Here is a 19,420-nt window from a genome sequence, read left to right on the forward strand (position 1 = left end):
TTAAAGCAAAATCGAATTGGGATAACGAACTTTGTCAAAGCCAATCAAACTCCATTATATCATTAGTTGCCGTTGAAAACCCTCTCTCAGCTCTCCTCCAGCGGCTTTACCGTCTTTATTGCCCATCAACCTCCCTCTAAAATTTACCTCACATAGCACTTCTAACAATCTCTTACGGTCCCCAACCAAAAACCTTAAATAAGTTAACTATTTCTAACAAAATGTTAGAAAAACATAACGAGGTGGAGTATGCGGTACGCCAAAGCTGGAATCTTAACGGCAATTGCTGTAGGGGCTGCGGTGGGATATGCAGTAGAAAGCGGGAAGTGGTTTATTGCAGTAATTGCAGTAATTGCCGGACTCCTTCTGCTTTCGGTGGTGAGGAGGAGGACAGACGAAATCATAGAGGATGAGAGAACTTTAAAGATAAGCGAGAGGGCTTCGAGGAGAACGATTGAAGTTTTCAGCATTGGAGCAGCTTTGTTGGGGGCTGTAATGCTGGCCCTTGACTTGCACAGAGATGCAGCCTTCGCTCTCGAATTTGCCGTCTGCGGGGTTCTCGTGCTTTACCTTGCCTTCTACAGCTATTACAGCGTGCGAGCGTTGAACTAACAAAGGTGCCAGTATGAGAACGAGAATAAAGGAGTTCAGAGCGAAGTTCAACATGACTCAGGAGGAGCTGGCTAAAAGAGTTGGGGTGAGGAGGGAGACCATTGTTTTCCTTGAGAAGGGAAAGTACAACCCATCCCTAAAGCTGGCCTACAAAATAGCGAGAGTTTTCAATGCAAAAATTGAGGACATCTTTATTTTTGATGAGGAGGAGCTATGGGAAAAAAGGTAAAGTTATAGGGTGTTCCTTCAACCCCTAACCCAATCTCCTTCCATTTACCTCTGTAAAGCGAACAACGAGCTCTTCCACCTTCCCCTTCAACAGGACAAAACTACACAACCCTAAATCAAAAACAAAACCACCAAAATTCGAAAAATTAATCAATCTAACCGAATCATCCTTTTTCAGGTGATTCAAGTGAAACTACCAGTAATTCCTGCCAGAGGAGACGAGAAATGGGAGCTCCTATCTCAAATCGTAAGCAAGCTTGAATCAAGAGAAGCAAAGAAATCGCTGGCGAGAAATGGAATATCTCCAGTCAATAAAGCCGTAGAGTACCTCAAAGTAATGGCTATGTTCTTCGAACTGGAGATTTCCTATGCTGTAAGCGAATTGAATAAGCGGTCAGAACTGAGAAAGTTCTTGAGGCTAGGAGAGGAAATAAAACTGAGATCTATCTACAGCTTCATGTCGAAATTTGAGGCTGAGCAGTTTATAAGCTTAGTTTTCTCCATCCTAAACGTTAACGCAAAGAGAAGTAGAAAGAAATCATCAATTTTAATATTGGATTGGACAGATATATCACTCGACCTAAATCCCTTCAGGAGGAGAGAATTGAGTAATAAGCCATACAAATGGGGTTATTCAACCAAGGGATTCTTTCTCGGCATGAAGATGATGATTTTAATCGACTACAATACTTTAACGCCTCTTTTCTTCCACATTTACCCTGCTAACACTCACGAGAGCAGAATCTATCCGGTAATTCTGGAAATGCTCAAGAGGAGGAAGCTAATCAGGTTTGGAGACTCTATCATCATGGACAGAGGTTTCTACGCCTACAAAAACTATCTGATTGGACTGAGATACGGGATCATTCCCCTAATTATCCCAAGAAAGAATTTCAGAGAAGAGAGGCTTAAAGGGATGGTTAGCTATCCTCTGAGCATATTTGCCTCTAAGAACGTTGAGAAGGAGAAAAAGAGATACAGGAAGCTTGTAAGAAAATTGTTTGAAGGGTTGAAGCAAAATCTTAAGACTTTGAGGAGTATAATTGAAGACGTGATAAAGCTGGGGAAAGAAGCTTTCAGTTTGAGGGATTTGCACTGCTATACGGTCGATTCTGTGAGAAAGAAGTGTGCTCTTTCTGTCCTGTTAGTGGGGATGACGGTTAAGCTGGGTTTTAGGGAAAAGAAGGTAATTCAGAGATTGTCGGAGTGGTGATATAGAGAAGACCTTATATGTTTTGATTTCTCCTGCTAAGGCCTCAATGACGGTTGATAAAAAGGAGTTAAATGTTGCTATTTCTGGAATTGGCAATTTCAAAACTTACGCTATAGTCTTCAAGCCAAATTATCTTTACTCCACCTCGCCAAGCCTCATTTATGAGCATTCAGCTGTTCTAAAAATGCAGAACTCGGCAATTGTAGTCGATTCGGATCAGAGCACCTTCTCAAGTGAGAAGATATCTATTTACCTTATTAACGCAACTTTCAACCCCTTTTCAACAACTGAGAACGTCAATTTAATTTTCCAGCCTATCTCTTATGGTGGAGCTATTAAATTTACAGGAACGATAACTTTCGAGTGCTACAACGAGCAAACTGCCGAGTGGTGGAATGAGACGCTGGGAGATATTTACGGGGCAGGAAATGTGGACAGGGATGGAACCAATGTAACCGTAATACTCAATGACGTTGAGCTCTCTATTAATTACTTAATTGCCACTGCAACCTCATCAAGAAGTGTTAGATACGATGTTGACCTTGAGCCCAAACATCTGAAACCCCTCTTAAACGATTCAGCAACTTACCAGCTCTCTGCTGGAAGTGTAAAAGACTTTGGGGTTTTGGTGCTTGATGAATACCTAAATCCAATCAGAAATAAAGCTAAGTTGGCCTCTGTTTCCATTAACCCTGATTGTGGTAGCTGTAATAAATATCTGAATTCAAATGGGGAAGTCTGGTGCAGCTTTACTCCTTTCCCTCCTCGTCGCTCGTGTGCCTCGCCATAACGCAAAAAACAATCTCTCCTGCCCTGAGCTTTCTCAAACCATCCTCTCTGTCCACGACCTTACAGCCGGGAGGGAGTATGCTGCTAACAGGAACGAGATTGAATCTCTCTATCCCGGCATCGCGCAGTGCAAGCTCGAAACTCACCAGCTCGTCGTGGTGCCTTCCGATTCCGGAAACGAAGAAGACCTCTCTGGGAACCAGTGCCATGGTGGTAGGTTTTGCGGGCTAAATTTAACGTTTATCCAAAAATCGGAAAAACACCCAGGCTCTCAACGATATTCCAGTCAGTACTCACCAAGTTCGCAAAATTGGACAATAATACAGCCGCCAGCCCACCCTTCTTCACCAGCTCCTTGTAGAATCTATTTACAAGAAACCTTACAACCTCTGCGTTGGAGGACAATCCCAGCTCCTTTTTTATTTCGTAAAACTTCGTTTCCATCTCATCATCCATGACGATTCTGAGGCTTAGGATTTTCTTATCCACCATACTCAACCTTCGATGTCAAATTTAAGAAATTTTCTATCTTTTTGTGAACATTTTGTAAATAATCTATCAGTATAATACTTTTTTCGATTTCTTTCTGCTTTTTTAAGCAAAATTACGAAATTTTTTGAAATTTTTTGACACAAAAATTAACAAAACTTAAATTTTTTACCACATCTTGACTCATATGGCATCAGAAGCTGTAAATGTATGGTCGAGAACATCATTAATATTAATTATGCTAAGTGCAGCTATTCTGGTGGTTGCTGTTGGAGCAGTGATGAACAGCGGACTGGTGGAGAGTCTACAAGTGCCGCTGTGGGAAAAGTGGGTCATACTGGTATTCCTTTTTGCCCTAATCATTGGCATTATCGGACCACTATCAGGCGTCGGTGGTGGTGTGATTTTCGTGGGGCTGGGAATGGCGATACTTCCCTTCAACGTTGACTTTATCAGAGGTGCTGGGCTTGTTGCTGCTCTGTCAACCTCCCTGAACTCAGCGCCGTACTTCACCAAAAAAGGTCTGGCAAACCTGAGGATTGTTGCCCCTCTGGTGTCAGTATCCACAATATTCTCGGTTTTCGGTGGAGTAATCGGACTGTGGATATCCAACTCGTTTCCAGAGGGTTCATACTACGTCAAAATGAGTCTTGGCGTAGTTCTGCTCGTTTTGCTACTAATTCTCAGCAGGTCAAAGAACGTGGAGTACCCACCACCAAGGGAAAAGAAAGACCGGTTGTCAGAAATGATTGACCTAACTGGCGGATGGTACGAGCCGACCCTCAATAGAATCGTAACCTACGAAGCTTCCAACCTCCCCCTTGCGATGCTGGCCTTTTCAGGAGTCGGATTTCTTGCAGGTATGTTCGGTCTGGGAGCGGGATGGGCGAACGTCCCAATTTTGAACCTCGTGATGGGATTACCTTTAAAGGCTGCCGTTGCATCGAGTATGCTGATTCTGGCGATAAACGATTCAGCGTCGCTGTGGGTTTACCTCGCGAATGGTGCAGTTCTGCCAATCGTCGTTGTGCCGGTTGTGCTGGGGATAAGTATAGGTTCGAGGATTGGCTCAAGGCTGGCAGCCAAAACAAAGCCCAAAGTAATCAAAAGGCTCGTCATAGCACTGATAGCCCTTTCCGGAGTTGTAAACATAATTCAGGGTCTTTCTGGAATTGGATTGCTAAATTTGTGAGGAGGTGATTGATATGCTGAAAAAAGGCTTGGAAAAAACACTAAAATTTTTCCCACGTCTCGAAGATCTGGCAGAGGTCTTTGACCCGTTGCACAGAGGAGAAGCTTTTGCAAGCTCCCCCAATCCACGTTCGATAGAAAGAAAGTACATTCTGAATGTCCCAACCCTAAAGGCAAAGTCCAGCGTTGAAAAAATAACAGACGGGCAGAGCTACGAGATATTGGGTCAACCCACAGGCTTTGAAATTTCGGAGGTAAAAACGGCAGAGGGAGAGATAAAGATACGAATAGACTTCGTGAATAACATATTTGCGGATGTTATGAAAATAATGTGTAATGTCGGTCTGGTTCTGATGATGGTCTTTGCTGCATTCTATTTTGCGGGTATAAACCCGGCAGACAACCTCAACCTTGAGGTTCAGAAGTGGTCGGAGCCAGCCGAGAAATTCTGGAGTGATGTGAAGGGCATTCACTCAACCGGCTACTCGTGGTTCCTTCAGAATCCTTTAGATCCTGAGAATGCTATACTGCTCAGTGTTACTTTGCTGGCACTCACTCCGGTAATCGGAATTTTGCTGACAATACCGCGTTCAACGGGTGCACTGAGAGTTATATTCCTCGTCATAGCAGTCGAGTTCGTTTACGCAATCTTCAGGGTGATGATGGGAGGAGGCCCGATGGGCCACTGATATTTTTTGCAGTTCAGAGCCCTATCAACCCCATCCTGTACATATCATTGCTGTTGAAAACCCTCTCTCCGCTCTCTTCCAGCAGCTTTACCGTCTTTATTGCATCATCAACCTGCTCCAGCATCTGCTCCTTCTCGTCAGGCAGCTTTCCGCTCACGCCGAAGAAAATCGGCCCGCTTCTGGTGAAGAGGTAGTTCGAAACGTGGTCGCTGAGGAGGAGGGTCTCCACCTTTATCTCCTCTACGAGCCTTCTCACCTCCTCAAGCTGCTCTACTGGCCCCAAAAGAGTTATTTCTTTGCCCACGAGCTTCTCAATTGGCGTGCCCTCTATAACCGTCAGAGTCCGCAGCCTGACGAAGGTTGGTTGGGCTTTGTTTATTACCCTCGCAGTGTTCACAGCATGCTGCTCACTCCTCTCTCTCCCACCAAGTCCCGGCATAACGTAGTAGGTAAGCTCGAAGTACTTTCTCGCCTTCTTTCCCGCTGTGATTGCATCCTCAGGCGTAATGCCTTTCTGGACGAGCTCAAGCACCTCTCTATCCCCGCTTCTCAAGCCCCATGTGCAGCCTCGTCAGTCCAGCTTCTTTGAGTTCCTCCAGCCTGCTTTCCGGCATTTTTGCGATTGTCTTAATTCTGGCGTAAGCCGTGACTCTCTCCACCTCCTTCCTTTTCTCTCTCAAATAGCGGACTATCTCCGCTATGTCGGGATGGATGAGGGGATTTGAGTCTCCGATGAAGGCCGTTCTGGAGGGCGGGAAGTATTTGGGGATGCTGTCGATGTCCCTTAAAACGTCCTCCTTCTTCCTGAGCTCGAACTTCATCCCCTTGTACATCGCGCAGAAGGCACACCTGTTCCAGTTGCAACCCCTCACCGCCCTTATCAGGTAGCTTCCAGCCTCGCTCGGCGGGCGGAAGGGCGGAAAGTCGTAGGTCATCTTCTCACCGCATACCTCTTGAACTTCATTCCTGCAAGGCCCTCAAGCCACAACCTCGCCTCCTCTCTAATTTCATCGCTGAGAGTGTTGAACCCCACCCCAACGCTGCCGTGATACTCTTCATTGATAAAGAAATCAATCCTGTCCCTCTTAACTACTATTGTTACGGGGTCATCGTAAATGGTTATCTCGCTCTCTCCACACTCTGCCCTGTCCCTCAGCAGCTTTTTGAGGAAATCGAAGTTCTCCAGCACTTTTGCGGCGAGCTTTTCCATAAATGAAGTTTGGTGAAAACTTTAAAAATTTGATGCCTTCTTTCACCATGGATGTTGTGGTTGCTGGCGTTGGCATCGCCGGCGCCTTCGCTTTAAGGGCTCTGGACAAATCACTGGATGTTGTAGGAATTGATAAGAGGGAGAAGCTCGGCTATCCGGTTGAGTGTGGAGAGATTATTCCAACCAAGCGTGAGATGAAGGCCCTCCTTCCTGATCTTGACGATTACAGCCTCTTTGACATTCCGAAAAGGTTTGAGAGCAACCTAACCAAGGAGGTTCACTTTGTTCTGCCTAATGGAAAAACCTTCGAGATCGACTTCGAGTTTCATGTTGTAAGGCGTGACGAGATGATTCAAACAATTGCCGAAGAAAGCAGTCACAAGCTTCTGCTCAATAAAAGAATTAAGGCCTTCAGGGATGGCAAAATTGTTCTTGAAGAGGGTGAGGTGGGGGCTGAGGTTTACGTCGCCTCCGACGGGCCAAATTCCAAGATTGCCAGATCTCTGGGAATGCCTAAGCCTGAGCTTTCCCCTGCTAAGCAGTACGTGATGAAGGGGGTTGAGTGCAACGAGGACGTTGTTTACATGTACATCGGCCGAAAAATCTCCCCCGGCGCTTACGCTTGGATCATTCCAAAGGGAAAGGGAGTTGCCAACGTGGGAATAGGCTTCAGGCCCGAATACGCAAGCAGGGGCGATACCATTGTGAAAGCCCTCGACCACTTCGTGAGGGAGTATCCCTACTCCTCTCCCTTCCTGAAGGATGCCGAGGTTGTCAGCTCAATAGGCGCTGTAGTCCCCATAGACCGGCCCTTTGAAAGTGCTGTAAAAGGGAACGTGCTTTTTGCCGGAGATGCGGCGAGCATGGTGATAAGCCACGTTGGGGGTGGAATTCCGACGGCAATGGTTGCCGGAGATGCTGCGGCGAGAGTAATCAACGGCTTTTTCAACGGTGAGAACGACCTTCAGCTTTACGACAGCTTGTGGAAAAAGTACCTCTACAAGCCTTTAATGAACGCTTACACGATTAAGAGAATCTGGGACAGGTTCTCGGACAGCGACGATAAAGTCAGCAGGCTTTTGAGCCTTGCGAGCAATGCGGATATGAACAAAATCCTCCGCTGCAGAATTCCGTTGAAGATAAAACTTCTATCCCCCTTTCTCCCAATAGTCCAGAAGCTAATCTGAAACTTTATTTACCTCCTTAGCAACTTGTTGCATGGCGGAGTTTGAGATTTACAGAGAGTATGTTGACAAAAGCTACGAGCCGCAGAAGGATGACATCGTTGCAGTTTTCAGGATAACTCCCGCCGAGGGCTTCACTATTGAGGACGCCGCCGGCGCTGTTGCGGCGGAGAGCAGCACGGGGACTTGGACATCCCTTCATCCATGGTATGATGAGGAAAGGGTTAAGGGGCTTTCAGCAAAGGCTTACGATTTCGTGGATTTGGGTGATGGTAGCAGCATAGTCAGAATTGCTTACCCATCTGAGCTTTTCGAGCCCCACAACATGCCGGGTTTGCTTGCCTCTATTGCCGGAAACGTTTTCGGCATGAAGAGGGTGAAGGGGCTGAGGCTTGAGGATTTGCAGCTGCCAAAGTCCTTCCTCAAGGACTTCAAGGGGCCATCGAAGGGAAAGGAGGGTGTAAAGAAAATTTTTGGTGTTGCAGACAGGCCCATTGTCGGGACTGTGCCAAAGCCGAAGGTTGGCTACTCTGCAGAGGAGGTTGAAAAGCTGGCTTACGAGCTTCTTTCAGGCGGGATGGACTACATCAAGGATGACGAGAACCTCACAAGTCCTGCATACTGCAGATTCGAGGAGAGGGCGGAGAGGATAATGAAGGTCATCGAGAAGGTTGAGGCTGAAACGGGCGAGAAGAAGTCTTGGTTCGCCAACATCACCGCAGATGTGAGGGAGATGGAGAGGAGGCTGAAGCTTGTAGCTGAACTCGGCAATCCGCACGTTATGGTTGATGTCGTAATAACCGGCTGGGGGGCGCTTGAGTACATCAGAGACCTTGCGGAGGATTACGATTTGGCCATACACGGCCATAGAGCTATGCATGCAGCCTTCACCCGCAATGCTAAGCACGGCATATCGATGTTCGTTCTGGCAAAGCTCTACCGCATAATCGGCATCGACCAGCTCCACATAGGGACTGCAGGAGCGGGAAAGCTTGAGGGGCAGAAGTGGGACACCGTGCAGAACGCGAGAATTTTCAGCGAGGTTGAGTACACTCCAGATGAGGGCGACGCATTCCATCTCAGCCAGAACTTCCACCACATAAAGCCGGCGATGCCCGTTTCATCTGGCGGACTGCATCCAGGAAATCTGGAGCCGGTAATCGACGCCCTCGGCAAGGAGATAGTCATTCAGGTTGGTGGGGGAGTTCTTGGCCACCCGATGGGAGCAAAGGCGGGGGCAAAGGCTGTGAGGCAGGCTCTTGATGCCATCATCTCTGCAATCCCGCTGGAGGAGCATGCAAAGCAGCATCCGGAGCTACAGGCCGCTCTGGAGAAGTGGGGCAGGGTTACGCCAATCTAAAATTTTTTAAATTTTTTGAGTACTTTTACCGTGAACTGGAAAAAATTCCTTGAAGAGTTACCGGCAGGGGTAGCAATTCTGGATGAGAATTTCAACGTTTTACTGCTTAACAGCAGAATAGCTGAAAAGACCGGCCTGACAGCTGAAACCGTGAAAAATCCTCTGCAAACCGTGCATCCCGAAGACCTACCGAAGGCTATGGAAGCGTTTGGAAAAATCAGAGCGGGAAAAGAAGATGAGGTTGAATACCCCCTCCTCCTAAGGGTTGTAAGAAAGGGCGGTTACCAGTGGAACGAGATAAGGTGGAAGGTTGTTGAGGATGGGGGGAAGAGGTACTATTTGTTTGTATTCACCGATGTTACCCAAAGGATTGAAATGCAGAAAAGGATCGAAGACCTTCTCGAGTACGTCAGGCTGCTCAACAGCATTTTGAGGCACGACATTCTGAACATTTTAACCACGATAAGCTCCTACGCTGAACTGCTGGAGGATGGGTTCAACAGGAAGTTTCTGGACAAGATAAAGGAGGCGGTATCCAAAGGAGTTGAGCTTATAAAGAAAATCCGTGAGCTTGAAACCTCAACAAGTGAGAGTCTGAGGCCCTTTAATCTGAGGGATGTCATCGAAGAGGCTGCGAAGGGATACGATGTTGAGGTTATTGTTGAGGGCAACGCTTCGGTTCTCGCAAACGACGGAATTTACAGCGTATTTGAGAACCTAATAGGAAACTCCGTGAAGCACGGAGGGGCAGGCAGAATAGAGGTTAAGATTGAAGCGTCAGACCGGGTTTACGTGGCATACAGGGATGATGGGACAGGAATTCCGATAAATGTTGTGGACAGAGTGTTTGAGAAAGGGTTTTCCACGGCAGGAAGCACGGGAATGGGGCTTTTTATCGTAAAGAAGCTTGTGGAGAGCTTTGGAGGTGAAATCAGGCTTGAGAATTCGAACAGGGGGGCGAGGTTCGTCCTGACCTTCCCCTTACTCGAAAATCGAACCTAAATTTTTTATTCTTTTAAACATTGTGTTGTTCATGGTTGTGAAAAAGCAGATGACGAGGAAGTTTTTGGAGGATGCCTTTGCTGGAGAAAGCCAGGCACACATGCGCTACATGATTTTCGCAGATGTGGCGGAGAATGAAGGATATCCGAAAATTGCAAAGCTTTTCAGGGCTATTGCCTTTGCAGAGCTCGTTCACGCGAGGAATCACTACAGAGCTCTGGGCAATGTCGGCAGCACGGTCGACAATCTTCAGAAGGCGATTGAGGGTGAGAGCTACGAGGTTGAGGAGATGTATCCCGTTTTCAACAACGCCGCAAAGTTCCAGGGGGAGAGCGAAGCTGAAAAGTCCACCTATTACGCCCTGTCGGCAGAGAAAATCCACGAGGAGCTTTACAGGAAGGCTAAAGAGCTTGCGAGTCAGGAAAAAGACATGGAGCTTGAAAAGGTCTTCATCTGCCCCGTCTGCGGTTTCACGGCGGTTGATGAGGCGCCTGAATTCTGCCCAGTTTGCGGCACAAAGAGGGAAATGTTTGTTGAATTTTAGTTTTATTTTTTGGCTTTATCGTTACCACTCCTTTTCATTCCCACATCGGCTCCCTTTTCTCAAAGAAGGCCCTTATCCCCTCTTTAGCATCTTCCGTGGAGCTGTACAGTGAAATGGACTCTGTTGCAAAGGCCAATGCCTGAAAGTCCTCCATAAATAGCTGCTTGTAGAAGAACCTCTTTCCCGATTCAAGGACATTTAGGCTGTATCTCGCAACACTTTCGGCAAGCTTCATGGTTTCCTCCTCAAGCTTTTCATCCTCAACAACCCTGTTTACGAGCCCGAACTGCAAAGCTTCATCAGCAGTAATGAATTCCCCCGTGAAGCCCATCTCAAAGGCTTTCTTCCGTCCAACCGCTCTGCTTACGAAGGCTATTGGCGTGTAGCAGAAGAGGCCTATTTTTACACCGGGAGTTGCAAAGAGGGCGGATTTTGCCGCTACAGCCATATCGCAAGCTGCTACGAGTTGACAGCCTGCGGCAGTGGCAACACCCTGAACCATGGCGATGTAGGGCTGAGGTGCATCTCTAATGGCGAGCATCGCCCTGTAGCACTGGTTGAAGAGTTTCTCAACCTCTATCGGATGCCTGTCGAGAATCTCTTTGAGGTCGTGCCCGGAGGAGAAAGCCCTTCCCTCTCCCCTAATTACTACGACTCTCACAAGCCTTTCCTCGGATATTTTCCTTATCAGGTCTTCAAGCTCTTGAAGAAGTTCGAGAGACAGAGCGTTTCTGGTTTCGGGCCGGTTTAGTGAAATTATCCCGACTTTCCCCCTTTCCTGGTACTTCAGATTTTTCATGAATGGATAAGGTTATGATTAATTAAAAAACTTACTGAAGGATGCTGAAAAGCTCCTCCTCAGCCACAACAACCTGCTCCTGCGTTTCGAGGTTCTTTATCGCAACTCTCCCACTCTTAACCTCATCCGGGCCGAGTATGACCGCATACTTTACCCCCATTTCGCTGGCAAAGCTCATCTGCTTTTTCAGATTTCTCCCCATCACATCGACAACAGCAGTGAAGCCCCTTTCCCTCAGCATGCTTGCAACCCTGAAGGCCTGGCTTTCCAGCCCCTTAAAGGAGACGACGGCAACAACACTCTTTTCTCCCGCTTCAACGCTGCAAGCCTCACAAACCCTGTCAAAGCCTATAGCGAATCCCGTCGAAGGAGTTACAGGCCCGCCGAAAAGTGAGGAAAGCTCGTAGCTCCCTCCACCGCAAACCTGCTTCTGCGCTCCGAGCCCTTCAGCGTAGCACTCAAATACGACGCCCGTGTAGTAGTCGAGCCCCCTCGCTATTCCGAGGTTGAGCGTGAAGTCCACGCCAACATCTCTGAGAAGTGCGGAAAGACTCTCAAGATGCCCGAAGTCGTAGTCAATAATCTCCTTGGCCTCTTCAATAACCGACTCGTCTCCCTTTAGCTCAAGCAGGCTGAAGATTTTGTCCCTCAAATCTTCATTGACCCTGATTTCGGCAAGGTAGCTTTCAAGCCCCTCCCTGTCCCCCTTATCAATCAGCCTCATCACCTTTGAAGCCCTATCCTCACCGATGGGCTTCAGGAGGTGCCTCATGATGCCGACGTGGCCTATTTCAAGGCTGAAATTCACTCCCACATCTTTCAGGATTTTATCTGCAAGGATTATGACTTCAGCATCTGCGAGGTACGATTCAGAACCAATCAGCTCAACGCCGAACTGCCAGAATTCTCGATACCTTCCCTTCTGCGGCCTCTCGTAGCGGAAGCAGTTTGCGAAGTAGTAAAAGCGGAGGGGCTTTGGCATCACGCTGCACTCGTTTACAAACATCCTCATTACCGGAGCGGTAAGCTCAGGCCTTAGAGCGAGGTCTCTGCCAGATTTGTCCTTGAAAACGTACATCTCCTCAATAATCCCCTCCCCGGACTTCCTCGTGAAAAGCTCGAGGTACTCGAAAGTTGGCGTTGCAACCTCCCTGTATCCGAAGCTCTCGGCGATTTTTCTCATTCGCTTCTCTATTTCTCTCCTTCTCTCCATCTCGTCAGGAAGAAAATCTCTCGTGCCTCTGGGTCGTTCGATTTTCACGCTCAAGCTTCGGCAAGGGTGTTTAAAAGGTTTTAGAGTTGAGCGAATTTGTGGGCATAAAAACTCAAAAAAACTTTATTTGTTTGAAGCGCACATTCAGCATGAACCTCCGCGATGCAATCTCCGTTGCGAATCCGGTTCAACTTGAGGAGGAAATAAAACACGATGAGGTAGTATCTTTCCTCAAATCGAAAAATCTGCTTGATAAGCCCGTAATTCTTAACGTTGAGGGGAAGAAGGTTGCCAAGAATTTTGTTTCGTCGAGGGAAACCCTTGGAAAGTATCTGGGTGTTGACGCTTACAGCATCGCCAGAGAGCTGTCCAAAATCGAGGACAGAGAAGCTGAGATTCGCGTTGAGCCCTTTTCATCTCTTGCGATGAAGAAGGTTGACGTCAACCTTCAGGAGCTTCCCGTCATCAAGTATTTCCCCCGCGATGGGGGGAGGTACATCACGGCCGGAATCGTTATAGCTCAGAGAAATGGCGTTTACAATGCCAGCATCCACCGAATGCTCCTTCTTGATGAAAGTAGAGTTGCAGCCCGCCTTGTACCCCCGAGACACACTTATCTTATGTGGAGGGAGGCTGTTGAGCGGGAAGAGGAGCTTGAGGTGGCTGTTGTTATAGGCACCCACCCCCTCTTCCTCTTCGCCTCTGCCACAAGAGTTCCCTCAGGGAAGGAGTTCAGCTATGCTGCAGGCTTAATGGGGAGACTAACTCTCTACAGAAAAGGTGAGATGCTCGTTCCCGACTCCGAGATAATCCTCTTTGGCAGAATCACGGCTGAGACAGCTAAGGAAGGGCCTTTTGTTGACATCACGGGCACCTACGATATTGTGAGAGACGAGCCGGTCATAGTTTTCGACGAGATGTACGTAAAGGAGGATTACATCTACTACTCAATAACCCCCGCAGGAAAGGAGCACCAGATGCTCATGGGTGTGCCTTACGAGCCGGTCATTTACAGATTCGTCTCCAACGTGTGCAAGGTTAAGAACGTCATAACCACTCCGGGAAGCTGCCACTACTTCCACTGCGTGGTTCAGATTGAAAAGAAGTCTGAAGGAGACGGAAAAAATGCAATAATAGCTGCGCTCGCAGCGAATCCGAGCATGAAGGGTGTTGTGGTTGTTGATGACGACATCGACATTCTCAGCTACGAGGACATGGAGTTCGCCATTGCAACGAGATTTCAGCCGGATAGGGATCTGGTGGTGGTGAAGGGAGCGAGGGGCAGCAGCCTCGACCCCTCTGCCGACAAAACAACCTCAAAGTGGGGCATAGATGCCACAAAGCCCCTGGGAAAGGAAGGCTTCGATAGAGTTGTTTAGCAAAGGGTTAAAAGGCTAAGAATAAAGGTGTGCCAATGGAGGTTGAAAGAGACCTCGAAATGCTGGAGGATGGAAAGTTCAGATATTTTCAGAAAGCAGAAGATGAGCTTAGAGAGCTCTATTACGATTACAAGTGGTGTAATGGATGTGGAATTTGTGTTTATGCCTGCCCTGTCAACGCAATCGAGCTTGGGCCCGTTCACGATATCGCGATAGGGCTCGACATGCCCCCTGTGATTATAGACCACCTCAAATGCGCCTACTGCGGAATCTGCTACTCCTTCTGCCCATTCAACGCCCTTGATTTTTACATCAATGGAGAGAGGGTGGATAAATCTTCTCTAACTCTCTCGCCCGTGATGTACACCTACAAGTACGAGACATGCAGAGAGTGCACACTCTGCTACAAGGTCTGCCCCACCAATGCCATTAAGAGGGAAGTAAAGATTACACGCCAGCAGATTGAGGAGAAGAACGAGGGGATTGAGGGGAAGGTTGAGATTGACAGGGATAAGTGCAATTTGTGCGGAATATGTGCAGAATTCTGCGAAGTTTTCAAGATGGTTGAGAAGGAGCCGCACCCTGAGGATGTGATGCCCTACTCAGACATTCTGATTGACGAAACTGCCTGCGACTACTGCAAGCTCTGTGAAGAGGTTTGCCCTGAGGAGGCCATAAAGGTTGAGGGGAAGAGAATATCCTTCCAGCTTCCCGAAAAAATTGCCGAGATAACCATTGATCAGGAGCTATGCTCTCACTGCTCCTACTGCGAGGAGGTTTGCCCATACGATGCTGCGAAAACCATAAAGCCGATGGAAGGGAAGCTCGAGCTTTTTGAGGCGAGAATGGCTCGCTGCGATCCAGTAGGATGTGCAGCCTGCATAATAATCTGCAAGCACAACAGGGTTTGGTACGTTTCGAAGGATAAGGGAAGGGTGCACTTCAACGAGAAGTTCTGCATTTACTGCGGTGCGTGCGAGAATGCCTGCCCGTATGACCTGATAAAGGTCACAAGAAAGAGCTACTTCACCAAGGAGGTTGCAACAGACGCTCCCTGGAGAGAAGCTTGGGAGGAGGCTGTTGAGAGAATTGTGGAGAAGAGTAGAGTCGAGGAGCCGTTCAAGTTCTTCATAGAGGAGGAGGAGCTTGAGGTTGAGGAGGAGGAGCTTGTTGTTCAGCCAGTTGATGAGTTAAGGCTGAAGGCACTCCAGGAGAGAATCGGAGTTTTGGAGAATGTCTTAAAAAAGGCGAGGTATAGAAGGGCTCTGGAGAGCGGGGATTCAGAGGTGTTTGTGAGAGGTGTTAAGCGTGCACTTGGAGAGGATAAGGGGGAGGAGAAGCAGAAAGCTTGAGAGGAAAAAGATAGTACTCGGTGTTACGGGCAGCATTGCGGCAGTTGAGACGGTTAAGCTTGCAAGGGAGCTTGTTAGGAGAGGGGCTGACGTTACAGCGGTGATGAGCAGGGCTGCAAGGAAAATTATTCATCCCTACGCTCTCGAGTTTGCCACGGGGAAGAGAGTGGTCACGGAGATAACGGGGAGCATAGAGCACGTCAACCTCCTCGGGGAGTACGGGGATGCGGACCTGTTTCTGATTGCACCCTGCACGGCCAACACCATCTCCAAGATTGCTCAGGGAATTGACGACACACCCGTCACGACCTTCGCAACAACAGCTTTGGGCTCAGGGAAGCCGATAATAATCGTCCCTGCGATGCACGAGGCCATGATGAGAAACAAGGCAGTTCTGGAGAACATTCAGAGGCTAATTGACATGGGCATCGAGTTCGTCCAGCCAAGGATAGAGGAGGGGAAGGCAAAGTTCCCAAGCACTGAAACGATCTGTCTGCACGTGGAGAGGGAGCTTTATCCGAAGGAAATGAAGGGGAAGAGGGTTGTTGTAACTTCCGGTCCAACTTACGAGCAGATCGACCCGATAAGGTTCATCAGCAACAAAAGCTCGGGCAGAATGGGGCTTGAGATAGCCCTTGAATTCTGGAGGAGAGGGGCGGATGTTGTACACGTAACCTCAAAGCCCTCCGGCATGAGCCTGCCGAATTACAAGGAGATAAGGGTGTGGTCGGTAGAGGACATGATGAAGGCGGTTCTTTACGAAATCGGAAAGGGATGCGACCTGTTTGTATCCTCCGCCGCTGCGGCAGACTTCATCGTTGACGCGGAAGCGAAGAAGATCAAGACAGCTCCTGAGCTGGTTTTAAAGCTGAAGGAGTCTCCGAAAATCATTAAGGAAGTAAGGAAGATTTACAGCGGGCACATCATCGGCTTCAAGGCCGAAACGGGCATGAGTGATGATGAGCTCTTGAAGGTGGCATCAGAGAAGATGGCCGACGACAACCTGAACATGGTTGTTGCGAACGACGTTCTTGAGAGGGGGATGGGGACGGAAGACACTAGAGTGCTCATTTTAACTCCGAAAAGGCAGGAGTGGGTTGAGGGGCTTAAGCAGCACGTTGCAGAGAGAATTGTTGAGGCTTACCTTGAAGATTGCCTATGATTTTTGCACCTGCAAGCATAACCTGCATTTTTTCACCTCATGTTGACAGCAATCCGAAAAACTCGGGAAGCATCGGAGTGGGATTTACCATTGAAAGGGGCTTGCAAGCCTCCCCATCCAGAAAGACAACGATAAATGGGGAGGAGTGGAACTTTCCAACTCTCGACGACGTTCTTGAAAAGGTGGGGCTGGAGGGTGTGGAGATAAAGGCTTCCCTCCCCTTCGGCTGCGGTTTTGGGATGAGTGGTGCTGCAGCCCTCGCCACTGCTGTTCTGGGTAATTTGGGCTACATTGAGGCTGCCGACATTGCCCATGTTGCAGAGGTGGAAAACTTTACGGGCCTTGGTGATGTTGTCACCCAAACCTTTGGTGGGGTGGTGGTGAGAAAGAGCGCAGCCTGCCCCTCAAGAGCAGAACTTGAGAGGTTTTTCTGGAATGCCGAGTTTGATTTTGTCGTCATGGGGGAGATTTCAACAAAGGATGTGATTGGGGACGAGCTAAAGCGGAGGAGAATCGGTGAGGCGGGAAAGCGCTGGACGAAGGAGTTTCTCAAAAAGCCCACTCTTGAGAACCTCTTCCACTGCTCCAATGGCTTTGCAAGAGAAACGGGGCTGCTGGAGCTTGTTGGCGATGCGGTGGAGGCTGTTGAGAGCGCTGGTGGTAAAGCAGCTATGGTAATGCTCGGCAAAACTGTTTTTGCGGTAAATGGGTTTGAAGCGCTGAAAGAATTTGGGGAGCCTTTCAAAGCCAGACTGGACTGCTGCGGCGTGAGGAGGTTGTGATGAAGCTGGCAGCGATTCAGTGCAGGATTGGAGATTTTGGAAGTGCTGAAAGGCTGGCGATGGCTGCGGTTGAAGGTGGGGCTGAGCTCCTGCTCTTCCCGGAGTACTTCTCGTATTCAAGACTCGCTCCAGAGGTACTGGATGAAACTCTCTCTTTTTTAAAGCGAATAAGCTCTGAGCATGGTGTTGTTGTCTCGGGAAACGCTGTGGTTGACGAAAACGGATACAGGAACAGGTCATTCCTTTTTGACAGCGGAGAGCTTATCGGAGTTCAGGACAAGATTCATCCAACGAGAGTTGAGAGGGAGCTTGGAATTCAGTGCGGGACAAAGCTTCAGGTTTTTGAGGTCAGGGGGGCCATGATAAGCACTTTAGTTTGTGCCGATATTCTGTATCCAGAAATATGCAGGGTTGCCGCCCTTAAGGGGGCTGAAATCGTCCTTAATCCCGTTGTTTCCTTCAGAAAATCCGAGCTGCCGGGTGAGGAGTACAGGTACTGCCTTTACTTCACCCGCTCCTTCGACAACGCCTACGCAATAGTCAAGGCTGGGGGGGTTGGCACAACCTTCACTGGCAGTGAAGCGGTGGGAAGAAGCCTCATCGCCAGCTTCGACGGCATTCTGGCGAGGTTCAGGGATGAGAATGCTGAGGAAGTTGTGATTGCTGATGTTGATTTGAAAAGGATAAGGGAGTACAAGACGATAAACTACTCCCTCGTTGACAGAAATGTCAGGGCATACGAAGAGTTGCTGAACAAAAATTTTAAATCATAATCATCTTTCAAGTTTCATGGACAGCAGTCTTGCTAACATCAACCAAATTGATGTTCCGTCCAAGTATCTTCGACTCCTCCGCCCCGTTGCGTGGCTCTGCTTCCTGCTTCCTTACGCCGTGGGATTTGGATTCGGGATAACTCCAAACGCAAGCCTTCAGCACGCTGTTCTTGGCCTGCTCTCCTTTGCCTTCTGGATGGCCTTCAGCTTCACGATAAATGCTTTATACGACAGAGATGTTGACAGGCTGCACGACGGCAGGGTGAAGGATTTGAACCTCTCCATGCAGCCGCTCGTTACCGGAGAGATCTCTGTGAGGGAGGCGTGGCTTTACTGCATTGCTTTCCTCGCCCTATCCCTCGCAACCGCCGCAGCAATCAACGAGAAGTTCTTCCTCGCAATGCTCGGGGCAAACATAATTGGCTATGTCTATTCTGCCCCTCCACGGTTCAAAGCTTGGCCTGTAATGGATGTTATCTGCAACGCCCTCGCAGCCGTTCTCGCCTTCTACGCTGGGCTGAGCATTGGCGGGGCTGAGGTGCCGATTGCAATTTACCCTGCAGCCTTCTTCCTCGCGGCAACCTTCTACATCCCCACCGCCGTTTCGGACTACGAGTTTGACAAAAAGGCGGGCTTGAAAAACACCCCGGTTTTCTTCGGCCCCGAGAGGGCTCTGAAGTCCCTGTACCCGCTTTCAGCCATAACCGTCATTCTATGGGCCTACGTTTTTTTGATGGCTGAAAGAATTGAGATTAAAGTAATATCACCCCTCATAATCGCCTACACTCTGATTTACACCTTCATTATCAACTCAAGGTGGGATGGCGAGAAGCTGAACGTTTCGCCAAACCTAATTCTGACACCTTTCGGCATAATATCTGCCCTATTCATCGCATACGGTTTTGCGGTAATTTCGGTGTTGGGCTAAAAGGTAGAAACAGCAAAAGAATTTTAATTTAATTGCACAAGTATTTATCATGGCGCTCACTCCAATGGACATTTACAAGCTTTTGCCGAAAACAAACTGCAAGAAATGCGGAGAGGCAACATGCATGAGCTTCGCTTTTAAGCTCCTCAACAGGGAAAAGAAGCTGGAAGATTGTAAGCCGCTTTACGAGGATAAGAAGTATGAGAGGCAGAGAAAGAAGCTGGAGGAGATGCTTAAACCGCTTGAGCAGGCAACAGAGACTGGTCTTATAGTGGATGAAAGCCTCTGCGTAGGTTGCGGTAACTGCGTTGTTGTCTGCCCCGTTCACGTTGAGAAAGACCCCAAGGGTGCTGCCATTGGCAACGGCCCTACCATTGAGGACCCGATTCTTAGAGTGGAGAATGGTGTTGTTAAGGTTGTGAACATGCAGGCCTGCAGGAGATACGGCAAAAACCGCGTCCTCTGTGTGGTTTGCAGGGAGAACTGTCCGAGCGATGCGATAAGATTTCTGGAGGGATGAT

Annotated in this window: 23 protein-coding genes and 1 pseudogene; 17 read left to right on the forward strand and 7 right to left on the reverse strand. The window is 48.5% G+C overall.

Annotated features, from left to right (window positions below; all coding sequences use genetic code 11):
• Positions 1-249: 249 nt before the first annotated feature.
• The 4 genes from AF_RS08180 to AF_RS08195 all read left to right on the forward strand — a co-directional run bounded on the left by AF_RS08180 (position 250) and on the right by AF_RS08195 (position 2,843).
• Positions 250-612, forward strand: coding sequence for a DUF2178 domain-containing protein (locus tag AF_RS08180; protein ID WP_010879123.1), 363 nt, complete (start codon positions 250-252; stop codon positions 610-612).
• A gap of 13 nt (positions 613-625) precedes the next feature.
• On the forward strand, positions 626-841 hold the full coding sequence (locus AF_RS08185; protein ID WP_010879124.1) for a helix-turn-helix transcriptional regulator: 216 nt from the start codon (positions 626-628) through the stop codon (positions 839-841).
• A gap of 177 nt (positions 842-1,018) precedes the next feature.
• Positions 1,019-2,053, forward strand: a complete 1,035-nt coding sequence (locus AF_RS08190) for an IS5-like element ISA1218 family transposase (RefSeq protein WP_010879125.1) — start codon at positions 1,019-1,021, stop codon at positions 2,051-2,053.
• A gap of 46 nt (positions 2,054-2,099) precedes the next feature.
• The gene (locus AF_RS08195) at positions 2,100-2,843 is read left to right on the forward strand and encodes a hypothetical protein (protein WP_010879126.1); all 744 of its coding nucleotides are present in this window, start codon (positions 2,100-2,102) and stop codon (positions 2,841-2,843) included.
• On the opposite strand, the pseudogene AF_RS08200 reads toward AF_RS08195, so the two are convergent.
• Positions 2,806-3,051 (reverse strand): annotated as a pseudogene (locus AF_RS08200) (pyruvoyl-dependent arginine decarboxylase); the annotation flags it as partial. The gene AF_RS08195 and the pseudogene AF_RS08200 overlap by 38 nt on opposite strands.
• Before the next feature lie 31 nt (positions 3,052-3,082).
• Complete coding sequence (locus AF_RS08205) at positions 3,083-3,334, reverse strand: hypothetical protein (RefSeq protein ID WP_048064428.1); 252 nt, start codon at positions 3,332-3,334, stop codon at positions 3,083-3,085.
• 256 nt (positions 3,335-3,590) lie between these two features.
• Between AF_RS08205 and AF_RS08210 the strand changes: the two genes are divergently transcribed.
• On the forward strand, positions 3,591-4,523 hold the full coding sequence (locus AF_RS08210) for a sulfite exporter TauE/SafE family protein (RefSeq protein ID WP_244372749.1): 933 nt from the start codon (positions 3,591-3,593) through the stop codon (positions 4,521-4,523).
• 13 nt (positions 4,524-4,536) lie between these two features.
• The gene (locus AF_RS08215; RefSeq protein WP_048064429.1) at positions 4,537-5,211 is read left to right on the forward strand and encodes a hypothetical protein; all 675 of its coding nucleotides are present in this window, start codon (positions 4,537-4,539) and stop codon (positions 5,209-5,211) included.
• Positions 5,212-5,224: 13 nt separating this feature from the next.
• Here AF_RS08215 and AF_RS13525 read toward each other — a convergent pair whose 3' ends face one another.
• From AF_RS13525 to AF_RS08230, 3 genes are read right to left on the reverse strand one after another with little or no spacing between them, the layout of a single operon-like run.
• Complete coding sequence (locus AF_RS13525) at positions 5,225-5,743, reverse strand: hypothetical protein (RefSeq protein ID WP_244372751.1); 519 nt, start codon at positions 5,741-5,743, stop codon at positions 5,225-5,227.
• A 4-nt stretch (positions 5,744-5,747) separates the two neighbouring features.
• Complete coding sequence (locus AF_RS13530) at positions 5,748-6,146, reverse strand: radical SAM protein (RefSeq protein WP_048064431.1); 399 nt, start codon at positions 6,144-6,146, stop codon at positions 5,748-5,750.
• Entirely contained in the window at positions 6,143-6,421 is a 279-nt protein-coding gene (locus AF_RS08230; protein ID WP_010879132.1) for a hypothetical protein, read from the reverse strand. Before AF_RS08230 ends, AF_RS13530 begins: the two co-directional genes overlap by 4 nt.
• Positions 6,422-6,468: 47 nt before the next feature.
• On the opposite strand from AF_RS08230, the gene AF_RS08235 reads away from it, so the two are divergent.
• From AF_RS08235 to AF_RS08250, 4 genes are read left to right on the forward strand one after another with little or no spacing between them, the layout of a single operon-like run.
• Positions 6,469-7,608 (forward strand): geranylgeranyl reductase family protein, encoded by a 1,140-nt coding sequence (locus AF_RS08235; RefSeq protein WP_143274443.1) that lies wholly within the window; start codon positions 6,469-6,471, stop codon positions 7,606-7,608.
• A 31-nt stretch (positions 7,609-7,639) separates the two neighbouring features.
• A complete protein-coding gene (gene rbcL, locus AF_RS08240; RefSeq protein ID WP_010879134.1) occupies positions 7,640-8,965 on the forward strand; it encodes a type III ribulose-bisphosphate carboxylase in 1,326 nt (441 codons plus the stop codon).
• A gap of 30 nt (positions 8,966-8,995) precedes the next feature.
• Complete coding sequence (locus tag AF_RS08245) at positions 8,996-9,967, forward strand: sensor histidine kinase (RefSeq protein ID WP_010879135.1); 972 nt, start codon at positions 8,996-8,998, stop codon at positions 9,965-9,967.
• Between the two features lie 31 nt (positions 9,968-9,998).
• Complete coding sequence (locus AF_RS08250; protein WP_048064432.1) at positions 9,999-10,511, forward strand: rubrerythrin family protein; 513 nt, start codon at positions 9,999-10,001, stop codon at positions 10,509-10,511.
• Positions 10,512-10,545: 34 nt separating this feature from the next.
• On the opposite strand, the gene AF_RS08255 is transcribed toward AF_RS08250, so the two are convergent.
• Together AF_RS08255 and hisS are read right to left on the reverse strand one after the other, a co-directional pair.
• The gene (locus tag AF_RS08255; protein ID WP_010879137.1) at positions 10,546-11,310 is read right to left on the reverse strand and encodes an enoyl-CoA hydratase-related protein; all 765 of its coding nucleotides are present in this window, start codon (positions 11,308-11,310) and stop codon (positions 10,546-10,548) included.
• Between the two features lie 31 nt (positions 11,311-11,341).
• Complete coding sequence (gene hisS, locus AF_RS08260) at positions 11,342-12,571, reverse strand: histidine--tRNA ligase (protein WP_010879138.1); 1,230 nt, start codon at positions 12,569-12,571, stop codon at positions 11,342-11,344.
• Between the two features lie 50 nt (positions 12,572-12,621).
• Here hisS and AF_RS08265 point away from each other — a divergent pair, with 50 nt between their 5' ends.
• The 7 genes from AF_RS08265 to AF_RS08295 are packed head-to-tail and all read left to right on the forward strand — an operon-like array spanning position 12,622 to position 19,419.
• Positions 12,622-13,902, forward strand: coding sequence for a UbiD family decarboxylase (locus AF_RS08265; protein WP_010879139.1), 1,281 nt, complete (start codon positions 12,622-12,624; stop codon positions 13,900-13,902).
• Positions 13,903-13,937: 35 nt separating this feature from the next.
• On the forward strand, positions 13,938-15,254 hold the full coding sequence (locus AF_RS08270; protein WP_010879140.1) for a 4Fe-4S binding protein: 1,317 nt from the start codon (positions 13,938-13,940) through the stop codon (positions 15,252-15,254).
• Positions 15,202-16,416, forward strand: coding sequence for a bifunctional phosphopantothenoylcysteine decarboxylase/phosphopantothenate--cysteine ligase CoaBC (gene coaBC, locus AF_RS08275; RefSeq protein ID WP_010879141.1), 1,215 nt, complete (start codon positions 15,202-15,204; stop codon positions 16,414-16,416). Before AF_RS08270 ends, coaBC begins: the two co-directional genes overlap by 53 nt.
• Complete coding sequence (locus AF_RS08280) at positions 16,413-17,198, forward strand: pantoate kinase (RefSeq protein WP_010879142.1); 786 nt, start codon at positions 16,413-16,415, stop codon at positions 17,196-17,198. The genes coaBC and AF_RS08280 overlap by 4 nt, the downstream gene beginning before the upstream one ends.
• On the forward strand, positions 17,198-17,971 hold the full coding sequence (locus AF_RS08285; RefSeq protein ID WP_048064434.1) for a carbon-nitrogen hydrolase family protein: 774 nt from the start codon (positions 17,198-17,200) through the stop codon (positions 17,969-17,971). Before AF_RS08280 ends, AF_RS08285 begins: the two co-directional genes overlap by 1 nt.
• A 16-nt stretch (positions 17,972-17,987) precedes the next feature.
• Positions 17,988-18,899: a UbiA prenyltransferase family protein gene (locus AF_RS08290; RefSeq protein ID WP_010879144.1), complete on the forward strand. Its 912-nt coding sequence runs from the start codon at positions 17,988-17,990 to the stop codon at positions 18,897-18,899.
• A gap of 49 nt (positions 18,900-18,948) precedes the next feature.
• Positions 18,949-19,419: a (Fe-S)-binding protein gene (locus tag AF_RS08295; protein ID WP_010879145.1), complete on the forward strand. Its 471-nt coding sequence runs from the start codon at positions 18,949-18,951 to the stop codon at positions 19,417-19,419.
• Position 19,420 lies beyond the last annotated feature (1 nt).

Source organism: Archaeoglobus fulgidus DSM 4304 (assembly GCF_000008665.1).
Classification (GTDB): Archaea; Halobacteriota; Archaeoglobi; order Archaeoglobales; family Archaeoglobaceae; genus Archaeoglobus; species Archaeoglobus fulgidus.